Raw genomic sequence first — 18,435 nt, 5'->3', positions numbered from 1 at the left:
TTTTTTGGCGTGCCTACAAATAGCGCTGGGGGAGAGAAGTAAATGAGGTTTAGAAGGAAAGGGAAGTTTTCGCGGACGGTTGTGTCCGCAGTGGCGGTGAGTATGCTTGTGGGCCTGTTTAGCGGAGGCCTTAGCATGAAGCAGGTTTTGGCTGCCGGGACCGATCCGGGTAGAACGGACTATAACGTATCCGGCGACCAGATTGTATGGCTGGAAGCAGAGGCCGACGGGGTGAAGCAGGTTCACGCGATGAATCAGGCCAGTGGTGCCAGCACTGTTCTTACATCGGGTTCATCCGCCAAGGATGCGCCTTATGTGAGCGGCAACGTTGCAGTGTGGGCCGACAAAGGAACAGAGCAGGAGTCTTCACTGAACTGGGATATTTACACTGCCGATCTTGAGACGGGTACCCGAAGAAAGCTTAACAAACAGTCTGGCACATATGGCAATCCGACTACAGATGGAGTCGGTGTAGTCTGGTACGAGCGCAAAAATTACGGCAGCATGATCTATCATGATCTGGCTACGGGTGTTGAAGCCGACCTCGGCGAAGGACGTTTCCCGGTGCTGGCCGGCGGCAATGTGGTGTATAAGAATGCCCGTGACGGGGGGCTCAGTCTGCTCCATTTGAAAAGCGGGGCTACGCGTGCACTTGTTAGTTTGGGCGGAGCAAGCTATGTGGACTGGTTTGTTTTTAACGGCAGCGATGTGCTGTTTAAGCAAAAAAATGGGTCTTCCGAGAGCAAATATGTGATTTTGAATATCAAGGACCTAACTGCTCTGCCTGTGGATCTCACCGAGATGAAGCCTGGAGGAACCCAGTATGCCTTCATGTCGATAGGTGAAGGACAGGCAGTTTTTCAAGAGGAAAGGGACGGTGCTGCCACATTGCAGCAAGTGAACCTTACTACATATGCAGTGAAATCACTGCCAGCAATAGAGCCCGGAACGAAGCTGATCGGCATTACCGGGGATAAACTGCTTTACAGCAAGAAGGATGATTACATAGAGTCGATAGACCTGAAAGAAGGATCAACCCCTCCGAGTCCGGGAGCCACTCCAAGTCCAGGGGTAACCCCAACGCCAGGAACGACTCCAACTCCAGGGACAACCTCAACTCCAGGTGCAGTTCCAAATCCAGGCGCAGATCCGAGTCCGGGTGCAACCCCGGAAGTGAAGACCACTGTAGTGACCGGAGCCAAGGACAGTCAGGTTATCGGAAGTGCGGGAGGTACTTTGTCTGTACTGAATGGCTGGGCACGGCTGGAGATTGCAGCAGGAACCTTCCCTGACAATACCACTGTAAGCTTGGCCCAAGCTGAGCTGGAGAAAGAAGTACTGCTCGACGCAACAGGCAAAAAACTGCTGAAGGCAGGTTCTGCGTGGCAGGTGCAAGCGAGTGCTCCGTTCCTGATGCCGGCCAAGCTGACGGTAGGGTACCCGAAGGAAGCGCCTTGGACGACAGGTCGTGAGAAGCTTGGAATCTATAGCAACGATCCGGCAAAAGGCATATGGAACTATATTGGCGGAGTGACTGCGGCGGAAGACGCCGTTGTTCAATCCAGAATTATAGCTTCCGGACTATATGCGGTAATGCTGCGCGGAGCTGAATTCACAGATATGTCAGGCCACTGGGCGCAGCAAGCTGTAGAGGTGCTGGGGGCTAGGGGGATTGTGAACGGGATGAACGGAACCGCTTATGCGCCAAAAGGGATCCTGACCCGGGCTGAATTCACCAAGTTGCTGGCAGCAACTCTTGGATTGCAGCCGCAGCGGCCGGAGACACCGGCTTTCCGTGATGTTTCAGCTGCGAACTGGTCCTACCCTTATGTGGAAGCAGCTGCAGCGGCAGGAATCGTAACGGGAGAAGGTGGACTTTTTCACGGCAATGATCCGCTGACCCGTGAACAGATGATGGTGATGCTGATGCGGGCAATAGACAGCACTATCGGCAGCCGGGCTTCTGCTGCTGAATCTGCCAAGCTTCAAGCCGAATTGGGCGGATATAAGGACAACGGCAGCGTTAGCAGTTGGGCAAGGGATTCTGTAGCTGCGGCGGTGGGCAAGAAGCTGGTGCAGGGTAACGGACAGCTTTTGAAGCCTAAAGATTCATCAACAAGAGCAGAAGCAGCGGTCGTGATGTACAAGCTGCTGGCTGAGCTGAATTTACTCTAACTTACAACGGATAGGAGATCAAATCATGAAATTCGGAGCGCTCAAAAGGAAGTGGCGCGGCGGCAGCATGAAGGCACGTTTTAACCTCATGCTTGCTTTGCTGTTGGTCATTTCTTATATTCCCATCCTTCCAGGTCTGGATAAGTTCATCTCTCCGGCTTATGCAGCTACCAATATGCGGATTGAACCCAGTGAACTTAACCCGGAATCGGGAAAATCGGTTAAAATCTCCTTCAGCTTCAACGCGGCCGACAACGGTCAGGAGTATCATAAAACGAATATCAGCCTCTGTACTCCGCAGCGGGACGGATCGTCCCCGCTCCTCGGGGATCTGATTAAGAGCGGTGAATATCCAACGAAGCTGAACGGCCAATATATCGTTCATGAGTATGAATGGGACGGGAAAATCGGCGGTGTACCGCTGGATGAAGGGCGCTATAACATCTGTATCTCCCCTGCCGAGTATAACGGTGTTGGCGTGTACTACGGGCAGATCGCCAGCTTTGAAATCCTTGGAGGCGATGAATTGCCTCCTCCGGCAGCTTTGCAGATCAAACCTGCTGCTGCAGGACAATCTGTGGTTTCAGGAACTGCTGAACCAGGGGCCCAGCTGGAAGTGGAACTTTATTATCCGTCCAATGGGGAAAAACGGCTGTACTCTAATATTGCTGTCAACAGCGCAGGCCAATGGAGTGAACAGATCGGGATAACGCTGGGCAAAGCCGTGCATATCACGGCAAGAGCGAAAGAGGAAGGTAAGTACTCGGGGGTTTCGGAGCCGCTCGCAGTGCTGCGTGCGCCTATGCCTGCATTTTCACTCAGCTGGGAGGCGCTGGCAGCCTATTATTATAAGCTGGATACTGTTCAGGCCATGCAGGAGAAGGCTCAGGACATTGCAGTATTGAACCAGTCTGCAACCTCTGCGGGAACAATCAGCGGCCTGACCTCCATTCTGCTGACCAATCCGCAAACCAGCCGGGCTATAAACAGCGGGGATCTGCCGCAGTTTACAGAAGCGGCACTTCAGGATCGGCTGCGGATTGTGAACCCGTCCGGACAGGCACCGGTTGATCCGGCCCGGGGAGATTTTGTCTACTCCAGTGATTCAATCTCGCTGCAGGCGTTGATGCCGCTGCAATTCGGCGTGAACTATTTAAGCCGTGACCCTTATACAGGTGTAAGTGGATTAGGGTGGCATCACAGCTATGAATGGAAGCTGACTGCGGTAGAAGACGGCAAGGTAGAAGTGATGAGCCCGGATGGCTCACGTTTTGAGTACGTACCTTTGTCGGGAGGAGAGTATCTGACACCGCGCGGCACGGACTGGACGCTGAGTGCTCCGTCAGCAGGGGCGTATACTCTATCATCACCTCAAGGCGATCTCTACCGGTTCAATGCAGAGGGGCTGCTACAGTCCATTACGGATTTGAACGGGAATAAGATCACATTTGCTTACCAGGGTACGAAGCTGGCAACGGTCAGTACAGCCGGGGCTTCTCTAAGCTTAAGCTACGACGGAGCAGGGAAACTGATGACTGCAAGTGATCCAACCGGCCGCCAAATGTCATTTCATTATCACCCGGCCACTGGAGACCTGATGTCGATTACTGATGTGGATGGGGCCACAACTAAGCTTACCTATGATAACAAACATCATGTGCTTAGTGTTACGGATGCCAAAGGGACCGCAACGATGAGTGTGACCTATGATGACCATCAACGCGTGACTGGCTTTACCGATTTTTACGGGCAGACGAGTTCATCCAGCTATGAAGGGCGTGTAGCTCCAGTAGTTCGGGGAGAGGTGTCGGAAGGCGGCGAGACTGGGATAAATCCTGCGAACGGACGGGATATTCCGGACTCGGATGAAGTGATTTTGTCCGGTACGATGCATAATCTTGCTCATGCACCTGCATACCGGCAGGTTGCCGGGCTGAAGCCGCTCATTGCTGACTATTTGGCGGGCAGCATCGGAGCCATCGAGAACAAACGGGATGCCTTCATTACTTCTGCGGTTGCCGCTCCAGGCGGGATTGCTGCCATCCAAAGTGCAATTGCGGCCAGCAGTACATCCCCGGCAGTTGTCAGTTCGGGTCATTTAAATCTTGAAGAAAGCGTAACATTCGGGTCGCCGAACAAGCCTGTGGTGCTGATCGTGGATGGTATGAATACGAACCGGGATATTACCGTGCGTGTGTACGGTACGCTGATTCTGAAGCAGGGACTTAATGCCAATACCAAGCTTGCACTGGATGTGCAGAAGGTTCAAGGCTTGTACGGCAATCTGTGGTCCGGCGGAACGATTCATCTCAACAATGATTCTTCCGTAACTGTGGGGGATACCCTGCAAACGGGCAGTTTGACCTATAACAGCGGCGGGCTGACCATTGATGCGCAGCGGATATTGATTGCCGGAGACTTGTCCATTAACACTAGGGTGGAAATGAACATCGCCCAGGAGATGGTCGTTGGCGGGATCGTATCCAACAACCAGACGGCGAATCTAACCGTGTCCGGCGGCGATCTGTTCGTTCGTGACAACGTCAGTGTTAACAATAATTTGAATGTGCAGACGGGCGGTCTATTCGTCCTTGGCGGAGACATGACTCCGAACCAGACTCCTGTTGTTCATACGGGAGTGGGAGCAGGCAAGACCATTTTGACCTACTCGGAGAGCGGAGCAAGCGATGTGGTTTCCGGGAATGCCAGAACGGTGAGTGCTGCCGGATTGGCCTCTTCCATCGCCACTACTGCGAATAAAACAACGTGGACCAATGCGCTTCATCAAGATACTGCTTATGTATGGAATAATAATTTCCAAGTCGTTCAGCGGCAAGCGGCGAATGGCTCGATCGTTAAATACAGCTATGACAGCAGTGACCGGGTAACCGCGATCACAGACGCTAACGGCAATAAAGAAAAATTGGCATATGACGAGCGCGGCAATGTTACTCAGCTGACAGATGAGAATGGTACTTCCACCCTCACACGTTATAACGCCTTGAACCGTCCGGTTGAGAAGATCGATGCCCTCGGCAACCCTTCCACCTACGATTATGATACCGCAGGCAATCTTGTCACAAGTACGGATGCCCTCGGCAGCACTGTCACCATTGTCAGAGACAGTGCAGGGGTTCCGGTCTCCGTAACCGATGCTGAAGGGCATACCACAGCATATATCAATGATGCTGCCGGGTTCGCACAGGAAATTAAGGACCCGAGCGGATATACGACAGTGATTGAACGTGATACCCTGCACCGCACCACCCAAGTGGCAGATGCCGATGGCAAGCTGCAAGGTGTCGAATATGACAAGAAGGACCGTGCCGTTTCCATAACCAACGCACTTGGCCAGACGAGCACGGTCACTTTTGACGCAAATGGCAATGTGGAAGAACAAACGGATGAAGCCGGAACAAAGACCGTCAGCTCTTACCAGGTATACCGGTTAAACGGCACGAAGGACGGACTTGAGCATAGTACCAGCAATACGTATGATGCGCTTGGCCGCGTGATAGAGCAAAAAGATAAGGCGGGTGAGACAACGGCTTACAGCTACGACAGTGTCGGACAAGTAAAGGAAGTTACCGATGCTGAAGGCGGGAAGAGCACTTATACCTACGACGATAACGGAAATATGCTCACCCGGAAGGATGCCAAGGGTAACCTCACCTCCTACACCTACAGTAAACGCAATGAACTGCTGAGTGTGACCGATCCACTCGATGCCAAGACGAGTTACCGTTATGATGCTGCTGGCAATACCATCAAAGAGACGGATGCGCTGGGCAATAGCACCTATTATGACTACAATGCACTGGGACAACTGGTGAAGGTAACAGATGCGCTACGCGGGGTAACGGAATACCAGTACGACAAGAACGGCAATCAGATCGCCGTCATCGACCCTAATCATTCCATCTGGAAGACCAAATACGACAGCAGAGGTCTGGATGCAGGGACAATCAATCCGCTGAATGAGGAAACGGTCGTAACCCGCAATGCACGCGGACTAATGACCGGGTTCACCGATGCGGCAGGCCAGAAGACCACCTACGAATACGATGATTTGGGACGCAGTACACGGGTACGCAACGCGCTCGGGTACGAAACCTCATATGCTTATGATGCTCAAGGCAATGTAGAGAAGATCGTGGATGCGAATCAGCGTGAAACTGCCTTTACGTATGATCCGCTGGGCCGGTTAACAGATGTGAAGAATGCGGAGGGCAGCACCACCCATTACACCTATGACGCCTCCGGCAACTTGCTGGACAAAACCAATGCCCTGGGAGCAGTGACTTCCTATCACTACGATGCACTGAACCGGGTGATTGAATCAGTGAATCCGCTGCAGGAGAAGACCAGCCTTGCTTACGATAAGAACGGCAACCTGCAGAAGGTTACTGAACCGGACAGTAATACAACCGTATATGCCTATAATAAAGGCAATCAAGTGGAGCAGATTAAGTACGGTAACGATCTTACTGTAAATTACAAATATGACCTCGCGGGACGCCGTGAGTTGATGACGGACAGTACCGGAAACACAAGATATACCTATGACGCACTTAACCGGCCAACGTCCGTCATTGATCCGGACGGCAATAACTTGCGTTATGAATGGACCGCAACCGGACAGCGCAGCAGAGTGATCTATCCGGATAACTCGGTGGTTAACTATGCGTACGATAAGCTGGGCCGCATCAAGCAGGTGACGGATGCGCAGAACCAGACGACCAGCTATCAGTACGATGCGGGCGGCCGCCTGACGGAGAAGCTGCTGCCAAACAACGGTCAAAGCACTTATACCTATGACGGGGTTGGACAACTGCTGGAGATGAAGCATCAGGCACCGGGCGGCGCGCTTCTGGAGCAGCTGACCTATGTCTACGATCCGGCAGGGAACAAAATACGCACGGAACGCCAGGAAGGCGGCAGCGATGAGGATAATCCGGCCGGCACACAGCGTCCGGCAGACATCTCGGATTATGCGTACGATGCGCTGAACCAACTGGTTGAAGTGCAGAAGCAGAATGGCTCTAAGGTCGTTTACTCCTACGACACCGTAGGCAATCGTCTGGGCAAAGAAACAACTGAAGCCGGAATTACCACCTTGGAGAGCTACACCTACGATGCGGCCAACAAGCTGACCCATTACGAAAAAGGCAGCGACTACAAGGACTACGCCTACGATAAGCGCGGCAATTTGCTGGAAGTGAGCGGGATCGACAGCGAAACGGCTTTGAGCTTGTTCACGGCGAAGGGCAATGCGCAGAAGGTTACAGTGCCGGAAAGTGTCTATTCGGATAAGAAAGTAAAAGGACTGGAAGCAGGCGGGGCCGCAGACGCAAATGCAGATGCAGTTACCAATACAGATGCATTGTCGGAGCTGTTAGATCCGCTGTCATCGATTGCAAATCCATCCTTAAGTCCAGCAGGAACGATTCCAACCGATGATGGAGGAGCTTCATTATCCGGCCTGCCGGAAGCAGATCCTGAATCTGGCGTCACGGAAGAGGTTTACGGGGCAGACGAAGTCCTGAATCCTGACGCACTGCTGAAGGTTGCGCAGGCAGCAGGCCCTCAGGTGCTGGAGAGCAACCGCTGGGATGCATCGAACCGGCTGATCGGGAACACCAACGCATACGGCGATATCACCACATACAAGTATGACGGTGACGGGAACCGGGTCTCCATGCGGACCACCATTGGTGACGGTGCTATTCAGGATGCTTATCTCTCAAGCAATCCTGCCGGGAACCGGGATGGCTGGGAGCCGCAATATAAGAAGCGGCAGATTGACATTTATTTTACCAATGACATCACCATGAGCATTCCACAGCCTCTTATGGCAACCGGAGCTGACGGCCAGAACTGGAAGCAATCCTACGTCTACGGAGCCGGTGAAGAGCGGATCAGCATGAGTTATCTGGTCAGCGGAGACGAGAGCAACGATTGGGAACCGGCTGATGGAGTCAGTGGTGCAGGAGCGGCGGCTGCAGCGCCGAAGACACTCTATTATCTGAGTGATGCACAGGGAAGCGTGATCGGACTGGAAGGCCAGGACGGCAGCATCTCGGCACGCTACCGCTACGACGAATTCGGCGTAGCCGAAAACCCGGAGAAATTCGACCTGAACTGGTCCGGTCCAGACAACTTGTTCGGCTACACCAGCCTGGGCTATGATTACTACAGCGGCTACTCCCATGCGCAGGCGCGGGATTTTGACTCTAGTATTGGCCGGTTTATAAATGAGGATACGTATGAAGGGGATATTAATGATCCACAGACGTTGAACTTATATACGTATGTGGAGAATAATCCGTTGAGGTATACAGATCCTAGCGGACATGAGGCACTACCAAAAACTGTAGATGAAGTAATTAGAGATTTTAAGGTTATAACAGGCGGGGCAGCTAAAGGGGCTAAGAAAGGTTCAAAAACAGGGCTGATTGGCTCAGTTGTTAGTGCTTTTATAAGCGCGCTTTTTGCTGCAACTCCAGTAGGTGAAGATCAAGAATATATAAATACAAAGGTTGCAGAAAGTTTAAATATCTCTATTCTAAGTTTAGAAGAAGCAGAGGATATAAAAAAAAATACATCAAAAAATATAGTGTATAGATCGCTTAGTTCCTATGATGTCGGTAACCTAGTAGCTGGGAGAGGTATTCTTTCCAAACACACCCCTCCCCATCGAGAATGGTCTTTACTTGAGCACATACTAGATGGAAATAAGAAAGAAGATGGAAAAGATATATCTATGGGTTCTGATCCTTGGATAGCTACAACTAGAGAGTTGAGAATAGCTAATGAGCGATATAGAGGCAAGCATGGAATTGTTGTGATTGACTTAAATAAAGTTAGTTCAATTAAAAAGTCCGCACAATATGAATTTATGGGACTGTATGAACCATTTGGTGTTGAATATGCAGCTGAAATGGCAGAGAATGATAGTGAAGTATCAGTTTATAAATACATTCCAATAAGTGCGATTGTGGGGTGGATTCCATGACAAATGAAGCTGAATTAAGGAAGGACATATCATCGATTGTTCATAAAATTCTTATTTTGATTAGGAAAGACAGAATTATACCAACTGGAGAAATTTCAATGTTGATTGATTATTTAGATGATTTAAAAATATTCACTAAAGGAAGAGATGATATATCTAAAAAACTAGTATATGAATTATTTTATCTATATACAACTGTTATTAGCCAAATATCTTACAATAAAGATGTAGACATCAGCATTGTTACAGAATTATATATGAAGATTACTTCAGTTTTCAATGATGGCCTTTATCAATAAAAGACCACATGAGAGGAAACTGGACTGCGCCCTGTTTGTGAAACAGAGATTAAAACACCTACTAAGTTTAAGCAACCAGTCGTCGGAAATCTATCATACACAAGAAATTAAGTTTTTTTAACCTAAATAATCTTTAATTTTTGAAGGCCTTGAGGATATTAACTCCCAAGGCCTTTCCTTTTACCGCCCTGTGCCAGATCTTGAATCTGGCGTCACGGAAGAGGTGTACGGGGCAGACGAAGTCTTGAATCCTGACGCGCTGCTGAAGGTTGCGCAGGCTGCAGGCCCTCATGTGCTGGAGAGCAACCGCTGGGATGCATTGAACCGGCTGATCGGGAACACCAACGCATACGGCGATATCACCACATACAAGTATGACGGTGACGGGAACCGGGTCTCCATGCGGACTACCATCGGTGACGGTGCAATTCAGGATGCCTATCTCTCAAGCAATCCTGCTTGGAACCGGGATGGCTGGGAGCCGCAATATAAGAAGCGGCAGATTGATATTTATTTTACCAATGACATCACCATGAGCATTCCACAGCCTCTTATGGCAACCGGAGCTGACGGCCAGAACTGGAAGCAGTCCTACGTCTACGGAGCCGGTGAAGAACGGATCAGCATGAGTTATCTGGTCAGCGGAGATGAGAGTAATGATTGGGAACCGGCTGATGGAGCCAGTGGTGCAGGAGCGGCGGCTGCAGCGCCGAAGACACTCTATTATCTGAGTGATGCACAGGGCAGCGTGATTGGCCTGGAAGGCCAAGACGGCAGCATGTCAGCACGGTACCGTTACGACGAATTCGGCGTAGCCGAAAACCCGGAGAAATTCGACCTGAACTGGTCCGGTCCAGACAACTTGTTCGGCTACACCAGCCTGGGCTATGATTACTACAGTGGCTACTCCCATGCGCAGGCGCGGGATTTTGACTCTAGTATTGGCCGGTTTATGAGTGAGGATACTTATGAAGGGGATATTAATGATCCGCAGACGTTGAATTTGTATACGTATGTAAAGAATAATCCGTTGAAATTTATAGATCCAACGGGGCACATGGAAGAAATCGGAGGCTCTGCGTTTGAGACTAGAATGATAGGGTCAAACGGTGTCCTGTATTACACCAATGGCAGTGTAGCATGGGATTATTATCTGGCATGGCGAAATAGTGACAGACTTGCATTTGATAAACTTGCCAATTCAGGAAAAGGTATTTCTAGAGACCAGATGATGGTCATGCGGTTTACTCTTTCATTCATCACATATGTTGACGATGGAACACTAGTCTTGATGATGGAAGGTAACGGGCAACATGGCCTAGCGAAAGAAATTATGGAGAAGTATGGGGTTAAAGAAGGAACTAAAATAATTGTTAAGGGAGCAAATAGTGCTGCCAAAGAGATAGCTGACTCTGGAAAAATACCAAGGTCTGGAGCAGAATGGAATGAATATTATAAGAGCAAATATGGAAACAAGAATGTCGTATGGGTAAGTGAGTTGAAATCTTATAATGATATTCTAAATAATCCCAAAGCTTTATGGGGAAAATCAGCCGATGAAGTAGGAAAGGCTTTAGGAAATGGATGGACGAGAGGTACGTATGGTTCTGCTGGAACTGGATGGAAGTTCACGAGCGGTGATAAATCAGTCTTCTATCATCCAGGAGGAGGAATACATGGAGGGTCATACGTTGGATTCTCGAGTGGACAAACTGGTAAAGTCAAGGTGGTAGGGTCTGATTATAAACCGTTACCAGGAGATAAAGCTATAATTATTCAAAAGTAGAGGGGCGGTGTTTTATGAAAAACATTTCTTTAGAGGAACTCATGGAAATGTATGTGGATACACTTAGTAAGTGTGGGACATATCTACTAAGTGCAGATGATACGATAATCGGGTACAATATTTTTGAAGAATTTGATACAGGTGTTATTTCATTTTTCCACACTGCTAGCTTGCAAAAACTTAACGATGCTGGACTTATCACAGAAGAAATAATGGAAAAGAGCGCTGCATTAAGAAGTTTGGTTCTAGAATTACAAAAAGGGGACAAATGGAATATTAATTCAGTAAGAAACTCAATTGAATGGAGAAAAATCCTCGATGTTGCTGATGAAATCAAAGAAAATATTAGAGTGTTATGATTGAATATTGGAATAGAGAGGGAGTTGATTGAAGGTATAATCCATGTTAAGATTTAAAGTTTTTATAGGATAATTAGTGTGAAATAAACTCCAACTCTAGTACCAATTTGTCCATAATCAATACAAAATAAATTATTTAACACTTGTTAGACCTTTAAAAGCTTATTCAACGTGAATTATGAGTTGAATAAGCTTTTTTTATTTATGGCATGCCCAGAGGCACGCATTATCTAGTTGGTGAAAGTCCAACCAAAGGAGGGGCCAAGCCACCTTTGTAGCTAGGATGCTTGCACATGGCGAGATCTGTGTGTAAAAGCGCATCGACAAAAATACCGGTCAGAGACCGGGCGAGCGGCAACCCAGGCCGCAACATCAAGTGAATCCTGCCGCGTCGTCAAAGCCCTGCGAAGGGGAAAAGAGGGTGCCGAGTCTTGCATATATAGACGAAGGCCAAGGAAACTGTGCAGAACTTGGAACAACAGCGAAGAATCCTCCGTCGTAGAGGGAACGGCATGGGTTGAAAGATAATGCAGTGAACTGGGGAGACCCTGCCCACACGGATTCTTTTTTAATTTTAGTTTTTATCACAGCATGCGGAACAGAGAAAGGCAATATTTCACGTATAGCAACTCCAGCTACAAATATCGCTAGTTCTTCTTCTGTTATTCCCGATAAATCCAATTCTGAACTAATAGAAAAATTAATGGGAAAGTGGAAAATTGACCGTATTTATGCATATGGAGTGGGTGGTTCGAAAAATGATGCGCAAGATATCAAAAAGTTAATCGGAACAGAGATTATTTTCACTTCAATTTCAATTAAATTTGGTGATGAAGCTGAAGAAAAGCCTATTTTCTACAAGCTGAGCAAAAGTTCTGATGAAAGCTTTTTATCTGATATTGATTGGATAGAAGAAAGTACCATGAGCACAGATTTAAACCCTAAAACCCTTAAGGAAATAAGCCTATATGAAGATAATCAATATGAGAACTTTTATTATGGTGATGGCAATATTACTTATTACACTGATAAGGGAGAACTTATATTGGACCAAGATGGAGACTGGTTTTTATTAGAAAAATGGGAAAATTGATCATGTGTCGAATTATATTAAGTGAGAACAAGAATTTATCCAATGAATCTTTAGTCAGAATCCCTTGACTGTGAATAGAGCCTTAGCAGTCTATTGCACCAAATTCAAAACAAAGCAGTAGGCGTAGGACGAAATGTTTCAGTACATTGAATTTTTTTTATAGCCACAAATGAATTCAGGGTGCTGTTCTGTTTGATTGGGAGGGGAAGTATGGTGAAGATAGCTATAAACTTTGACCGACAACTGGATGAAGAGACCTATCATTTAGTGGAAGGCCTTGCGAAAACAAGAAGAATGAAAAGAGATGTCAAGATACTTTCTAGTATGGTTCCAGATAAAGATATGGGGGTTGACGGTGAATTTTATTATAATCCCTTAGATTTTCCAGAGTCTGGACAGAGCGTAGATCCATCCATTGTTGATTATAACACTCCGCCCAGTTGCCAACCGGACCTCTGGTTGCATTGGATACCAACCAAAGATCGTAAGCAAATCATGTGGAACTCCAGTAAACAAACGGTTAATATTGTGGAATGGCTGGTTTATTTGGTTCAAAAGGTCTTTGGGCCAAAAGGTTACTGCTTGAGTGGAGATGTACAAGTAACCGGTTCTAAAAGGATCAGGATAGAGAACAATGAGATATTTGTAAACGACAGAGCTATAAACGTCATGGAAACTTTGATGAACATTATGATGTCAAATATGAGGATGGATTTGAATACATCGGTTTTACCTGGACGAATACTTAAGATGGAGATGTCTCCTGGTGAGAAATGGGCTATCGAGGTCGAAGACACCCGCTCCGAAGTGAGAACTGTATTGTCTTCAATTGAGAATGAGATTACTTTGGTACAGCAGTGTAATGATGTTTTATTCAGTTATTCTGGCCATCTCCAATTAGATAGTAAGGATATTGAAATTCATTGGAGTGATGACGGCATGAGATCCGCGGTTTTCCTGAACGGTGTTCTTGTGACTGTTTATGACTTGGCAAACCAAAGAATGATCAAATCCGCGTTGAACGAAGGTGACCTGATTCCAGTTCCTGCAAAGTGTTTTGAAAAGGGTATTATTGGAGATATAGGGCAAGTAATCAGTATAAACATAAGCACATAATCGAATAAGGGATTATTAATATATTCTATGCTAGATAATATGTATGAACCAATGAAGGAAGAGTGCTCAGCTGAAATGACTGGAAAGTGGGGTGGATTCTATGAGTGATGAAATTCAATTAGAAAAGGAAATATCAACTCTCATATTAAATATTCTTCTGTATATAAGAACGAATAGGGAATTTCCGGAAGAAAGTATAAGAGAACTACTGGGTTTTTTAGAGGCACTAAGAAAATTCACTAAAGGAAGACATGAAATATCTAAACCTTTGGCGTATCAATTGTTCTACCTTTACACAACAGGTGTAAGTCAAGCTGCTCATAACAAGGATCCAGATAGTACTATACTTACGGAGTTATACATGGGCATTGTTGCCGTATTTAGTGATGATCTTTATCAATAATCAAATTTGCTAGATAGATTGAACTTAAAACTTGAGAGAAGGGAAATGAGCAACGGTAGAGTCTGATGAGAAATTAATTGCACAATACCATCGGCTGAAGTGATGTTGATCAGATTTATCATTGACAAAATATTTTATTTATGCTATAATTTACATATATGAATTTAACGTTTATAATAAGATTCTCCTGGCCAGGGGGAGTCTTATTTTTGTTTATGCGGAGGATGATTGTATGAAGACAAATGAGTCCAGTTTAACTTCCTTAATCTCAGCATTTGGTCGAGCCTATCATAGTAAATATGACACACCCAAAATTTTCGATGATTTTATTGCCAAAGATTTAATTACGGCAAAAGAATTTACAGACATCAGCGAGAATATGATCCAAGGCATATCCTTTTTTAACCAAGAAATTGCTCAAAAATATCAAGAGGACCCGGATGAAATTTTAAAGTGGATTACACAAGTCCAGCTTTCTCCAACACCCTTGGCACGGGCTGCGTATTGTGAACAAGTATTCCTGAATGAAGCGATGCTCGGACTAAAGCAGTATGTTATCCTTGGAGCCGGGCTAGATACTTTTTGTTTCAGGCATCCGGAACTGGAGAACAGCGTGGAAATTTTCGAGGTTGATCATCCGGCTACACAGGAATTGAAGAAGAACAGGTTGGATGAGGCTAATTTAACAATCCCGAGAAATCTTCATTTTGTTCCTATGGACTTTACCAAACAGTTTTCTTATCAGCATCTGATAGAGGCGGGGTTTGACAGCACAAAAACGTTCTTTAGCCTCTTGGGAGTTTCTTATTATTTGACTAAAGAGGAAATTTCGACCTTGATCCATCATTTATTTGCTAACATCCCGTCAGGCAGCTCAATAGTCCTTGATTATGCAGACGACAGACTGTTTGAGGAAAAAGGGATGTCTAATAGAGTTGATAATATGGTGAAAATGGCTTCAGCCGGTGGAGAACCGATGAAATCAGGCTTCACGTATTCGGAAATCGAGAAGCTGCTGGAGAGCGCAGGCTTACTAATCTACGAGCATCTATCACCGCCTGAGATCAATGACCGTTTCTTCAGTCACAGGACAGACTATTTGTCTGCTTTTGAGACATTTCATTATCTCCATGCGATAAAAAAATAATCGATCAATGACCGCAGGCTTAGGAAAGAGACCGCATTCCTTGAGATTGCGGTCTCTTTCTATTTGTCCAGCTGAATATTTTACTCTTGATACCCCAGGGTTTGACAAAATACTAAATTATTAAGTACAATTTTTTTATTCCGACTGTTCAGTATAAATAAAACGAGCAAGGAGAACATATGCCCAAACTAGGAATGGAACCCACTCGCCGGGCTGAGGTTATCAACGCCACGTTAACCTGTATCAGCATTTACGGAATGGATGGCATGACTCTGGATAAGGTTGCCGAGCTTGCAAACTGCTCAAAGGGAGTGGTCACCTATTATTTTAAGAACAAGGATAACCTGACGATCGAAGCGTTTAAGTCGTTTTTGGCCTATTATGGCCTAAAGATTGAAGCGGAAATTGCAAACACCATGACAGCCGGGGATATGCTCGACGTTACACTGAAGCATATCTTACCGCCAGCCCGTAATGACACGGGAGAGCAGATTAATGTATCGCAGCTGGATGGAATTGAAAAGATGCATATTCCGTATTCAGCTCAAGGCAGGCTGTTTATTCAGTTTTTTTCGAAAGCTGTCTTGGACCGTAATTTACAGGAAGTTGTGTCCAGCAGTTATCTGGCTGATGTCCATGGCATCGCTAAGATCTTTGATTACGGCAACAAGGCGGGACAAATGACTGTAGAGGATGCGCAAAGCGCTGCCTATGGGCTGCTGGCTATGGTAGTAGGACTAAGCTTCTTCAGAGTAGCGGACATACCGCCAAGCCGCAGCGAAGACAACCGGTACATTTGCGAGGATTATGTCAGAAGGTTCACCAAGCATTGAATATGCAATATTAGGAGGACAATTATGAATGTAGCGAAGGTAGAAGCAGGTGGCGTAGATATTGCTGTTGTGAGCAGCAGCGAGGTATTAATTGGGGATGTACAGTCAGCGCTGGATTTTATAGCTACCATACGATATGAAACGGACTGTGACCGTATTGTTCTGAACCAATCCAATGTAAGCGACAGCTTTTTCGACTTGAAAACACGCCTGGCTGGCGAGGTCCTGCAGAAGTTCATTAATTATCAAGTGAAGCTTGCGCTGGTTGGTGATTTTTCTATATATACCAGTCAAAGCCTTAAAGATTTCATCTATGAATGTAACCGTGGGAATGACTTCTTATTCATGCCAACCGAACAACAAGCGATTGTAAAGTTAAGCATGCTGAAGTAAAAATAGACCGGGAGGGAGAGGGACTCAGTTGTCAAAAGCGCAGCACAGTCATACCGGTTTTCCTATGGTGGAAATTCCTGCAGGAGAAATTACATTAAGGGATGATCGGATAAAGACCTCATGGGCTGTAGAGCTGAAATCATTTTGGCTTGCGCCGGTTCCTGTTACGAAAGAGCTATATGTTTCGATATTGCCGGGTGCATCTGGACCTATTGACGATCTTCAGACTCCGGTAGTGAATGTCTCCTGGCATGATGCGATCCTCTTTTGTAATTTGCTGTCTCAGCAAGCAGGTCTAAAAGAATGTTACTCAGTTAGTAATGACGGCGAGAGTGTTGTCTGTAACTGGGGAGTAAATGGGTACCGTCTGCCTACAGAAGCGGAATGGCAGTATGCGTGTAAAGCAGGAACTTCCGGGTATCAATACGGTGAGCTTGATGAGGTTGCCTGGTATGAAGGGAATTCAGAAGGGAGGGTCCGTGAGGTAGGCGGGAAAAAGCCGAATGCATGGGGGCTCCATGATATGTTGGGAAATGTGTGGGAGTGGTGCTGGGATCAATATGATGCGAAAATATACGGTTCCTACAGGGTGTTCCGTGGTGGGAGCTGGGCGGAAGAAGCCAGAGGTTGTGGAGCAACCTGCCGCCGCCGCAGTCACCCTACATTTTCCATTGACGATCTCGGGTTTCGTGTTGCCAGAACCCAATAAAAAGGCGGGAACCCCCTCTAGAAATAAATCGGATCAACCATAGTGTCTCCAATTATTTGCTAGAGGGTGTCCCCGCTCAATGGATTATAATGCAAATTACATATTGACGGCTTTGAGGTACAACGTGTTGGTCTTCTTGTCTAGTTCAAATTCCATATAGACACTGAAACTAGAGATGAAGAATCCGGGCAAGTCAACTTCATAGACCAAAGTAGTATAAGTAGCCCCTTTATCAGAGTATGTCTTATCTAACGTTACACCGTCGACAGTTGCATTTTTTAGAATAGCCGCATATTTCGTAAGAATATCTTTTTCATTGACTTTAACAAAGGCTTGGACAGTTTTGGCGAAGTTTTCCTTCGCTCTTTTTTTGTAGCCCATGTCATAGTCATTTAAATCATCAATCACATATTTATCCACCAGGGCATCGTAATCGGCAGTTGAACCTGAGCTAACGGCCTTGCCGTAGGATTGGATAAATGCCAATCCTACGGATTTGTATTTGTCACCTGAGGCATTGAGATCATGATTCGCAGGCAGTGTAATCAAACCAGCCGGTGTGCTGGCCGTCTGAGTTGCAGGTGCACTGGCTGCCGGGGCGCTAGCTGCCGGAGCACTGGCTGCTGGAGCACTCGCTGATGGTGTGCTAGGAGCAGCATCATTATAAGGGATACCGGCATTGGCGCCACCAGTAGTTGAAATGACAACGGTGTTGCTGCCGCTGTTCCAGAGGACTTCCGCATTCAGCGCTTCACCGACGGCTTTGGCGGGAAGATAAGTAGATCCGTTGTAGACCAGAGGAGAGATTTTGTTTCCACTGGCATCTTTAGGAGTCCAGGAAGCTCCATCTACAGTAAACTTAATTGTGCTGTTCAGGTAAGCTTTGACTAAAGAAATCCCGTCAGCAGCGTAGGCACCGACAGCCCCGAACAACAATCCGCTTGCCAGAATAGTAGAAACGAATGCTTTTTTTGAAATGTGCATAAATATTAAATCCTCCTAATTCATTGCTTGGTTTATTTTAACTATGTACTTTAAATGAGGGTTAATTTTCCTCTCTTTTTAATTTATAGTACCTTATTCTTATCGTCAACTTTAATGTTATTA

At 46.6% G+C, this 18,435-nt stretch carries 13 protein-coding genes; 12 read left to right on the top strand and 1 reads right to left on the bottom strand.

Annotated features, from left to right (window positions below):
- The first annotated feature begins 42 nt into the window (after positions 1-42).
- The 12 genes from ACAN56_RS12020 to ACAN56_RS11965 all read left to right on the top strand — a co-directional run bounded on the left by ACAN56_RS12020 (position 43) and on the right by ACAN56_RS11965 (position 17,328).
- Positions 43-2,175, top strand: a complete 2,133-nt coding sequence (locus ACAN56_RS12020; protein ID WP_379142996.1) for an S-layer homology domain-containing protein — start codon at positions 43-45, stop codon at positions 2,173-2,175.
- Between the two features lie 25 nt (positions 2,176-2,200).
- Positions 2,201-9,190, top strand: a complete 6,990-nt coding sequence (locus tag ACAN56_RS12015; protein WP_379142994.1) for a DUF6531 domain-containing protein — start codon at positions 2,201-2,203, stop codon at positions 9,188-9,190.
- Positions 9,187-9,489, top strand: coding sequence for a hypothetical protein (locus ACAN56_RS12010; protein WP_379142992.1), 303 nt, complete (start codon positions 9,187-9,189; stop codon positions 9,487-9,489). Before ACAN56_RS12015 ends, ACAN56_RS12010 begins: the two co-directional genes overlap by 4 nt.
- Positions 9,490-9,733: 244 nt before the next feature.
- The gene (locus ACAN56_RS12005; protein WP_379142990.1) at positions 9,734-11,275 is read left to right on the top strand and encodes an RHS repeat domain-containing protein; all 1,542 of its coding nucleotides are present in this window, start codon (positions 9,734-9,736) and stop codon (positions 11,273-11,275) included.
- Between the two features lie 14 nt (positions 11,276-11,289).
- Positions 11,290-11,634 (top strand): hypothetical protein, encoded by a 345-nt coding sequence (locus tag ACAN56_RS12000; RefSeq protein WP_379142988.1) that lies wholly within the window; start codon positions 11,290-11,292, stop codon positions 11,632-11,634.
- A gap of 517 nt (positions 11,635-12,151) precedes the next feature.
- The gene (locus tag ACAN56_RS11995; protein ID WP_379142986.1) at positions 12,152-12,727 is read left to right on the top strand and encodes a hypothetical protein; all 576 of its coding nucleotides are present in this window, start codon (positions 12,152-12,154) and stop codon (positions 12,725-12,727) included.
- Between the two features lie 210 nt (positions 12,728-12,937).
- Positions 12,938-13,843 (top strand): hypothetical protein, encoded by a 906-nt coding sequence (locus tag ACAN56_RS11990; protein ID WP_379142984.1) that lies wholly within the window; start codon positions 12,938-12,940, stop codon positions 13,841-13,843.
- Between the two features lie 100 nt (positions 13,844-13,943).
- Positions 13,944-14,246, top strand: a complete 303-nt coding sequence (locus ACAN56_RS11985; RefSeq protein WP_038589201.1) for a hypothetical protein — start codon at positions 13,944-13,946, stop codon at positions 14,244-14,246.
- Between the two features lie 232 nt (positions 14,247-14,478).
- The gene (locus tag ACAN56_RS11980; protein WP_379142981.1) at positions 14,479-15,393 is read left to right on the top strand and encodes a class I SAM-dependent methyltransferase; all 915 of its coding nucleotides are present in this window, start codon (positions 14,479-14,481) and stop codon (positions 15,391-15,393) included.
- A 179-nt stretch (positions 15,394-15,572) separates the two neighbouring features.
- Positions 15,573-16,226: a TetR/AcrR family transcriptional regulator gene (locus tag ACAN56_RS11975; protein WP_379142979.1), complete on the top strand. Its 654-nt coding sequence runs from the start codon at positions 15,573-15,575 to the stop codon at positions 16,224-16,226.
- A gap of 24 nt (positions 16,227-16,250) precedes the next feature.
- Positions 16,251-16,619, top strand: a complete 369-nt coding sequence (locus ACAN56_RS11970) for a DUF4180 domain-containing protein (protein WP_379142977.1) — start codon at positions 16,251-16,253, stop codon at positions 16,617-16,619.
- Between the two features lie 28 nt (positions 16,620-16,647).
- On the top strand, positions 16,648-17,328 hold the full coding sequence (locus ACAN56_RS11965; protein ID WP_489685696.1) for a formylglycine-generating enzyme family protein: 681 nt from the start codon (positions 16,648-16,650) through the stop codon (positions 17,326-17,328).
- 96 nt (positions 17,329-17,424) lie between these two features.
- On the opposite strand, the gene ACAN56_RS11960 is transcribed toward ACAN56_RS11965, so the two are convergent.
- Positions 17,425-18,312: a stalk domain-containing protein gene (locus ACAN56_RS11960; protein WP_379142975.1), complete on the bottom strand. Its 888-nt coding sequence runs from the start codon at positions 18,310-18,312 to the stop codon at positions 17,425-17,427.
- Between the last annotated feature and the right edge of the window lie 123 nt (positions 18,313-18,435).

The sequence above is a fragment of the Paenibacillus paludis genome, assembly GCF_042610515.1.
In the GTDB taxonomy this organism is placed as follows: domain Bacteria; phylum Bacillota; class Bacilli; order Paenibacillales; family Paenibacillaceae; genus Paenibacillus_AQ.
This window is presented reverse-complemented; position numbering and strand designations above follow the sequence as displayed.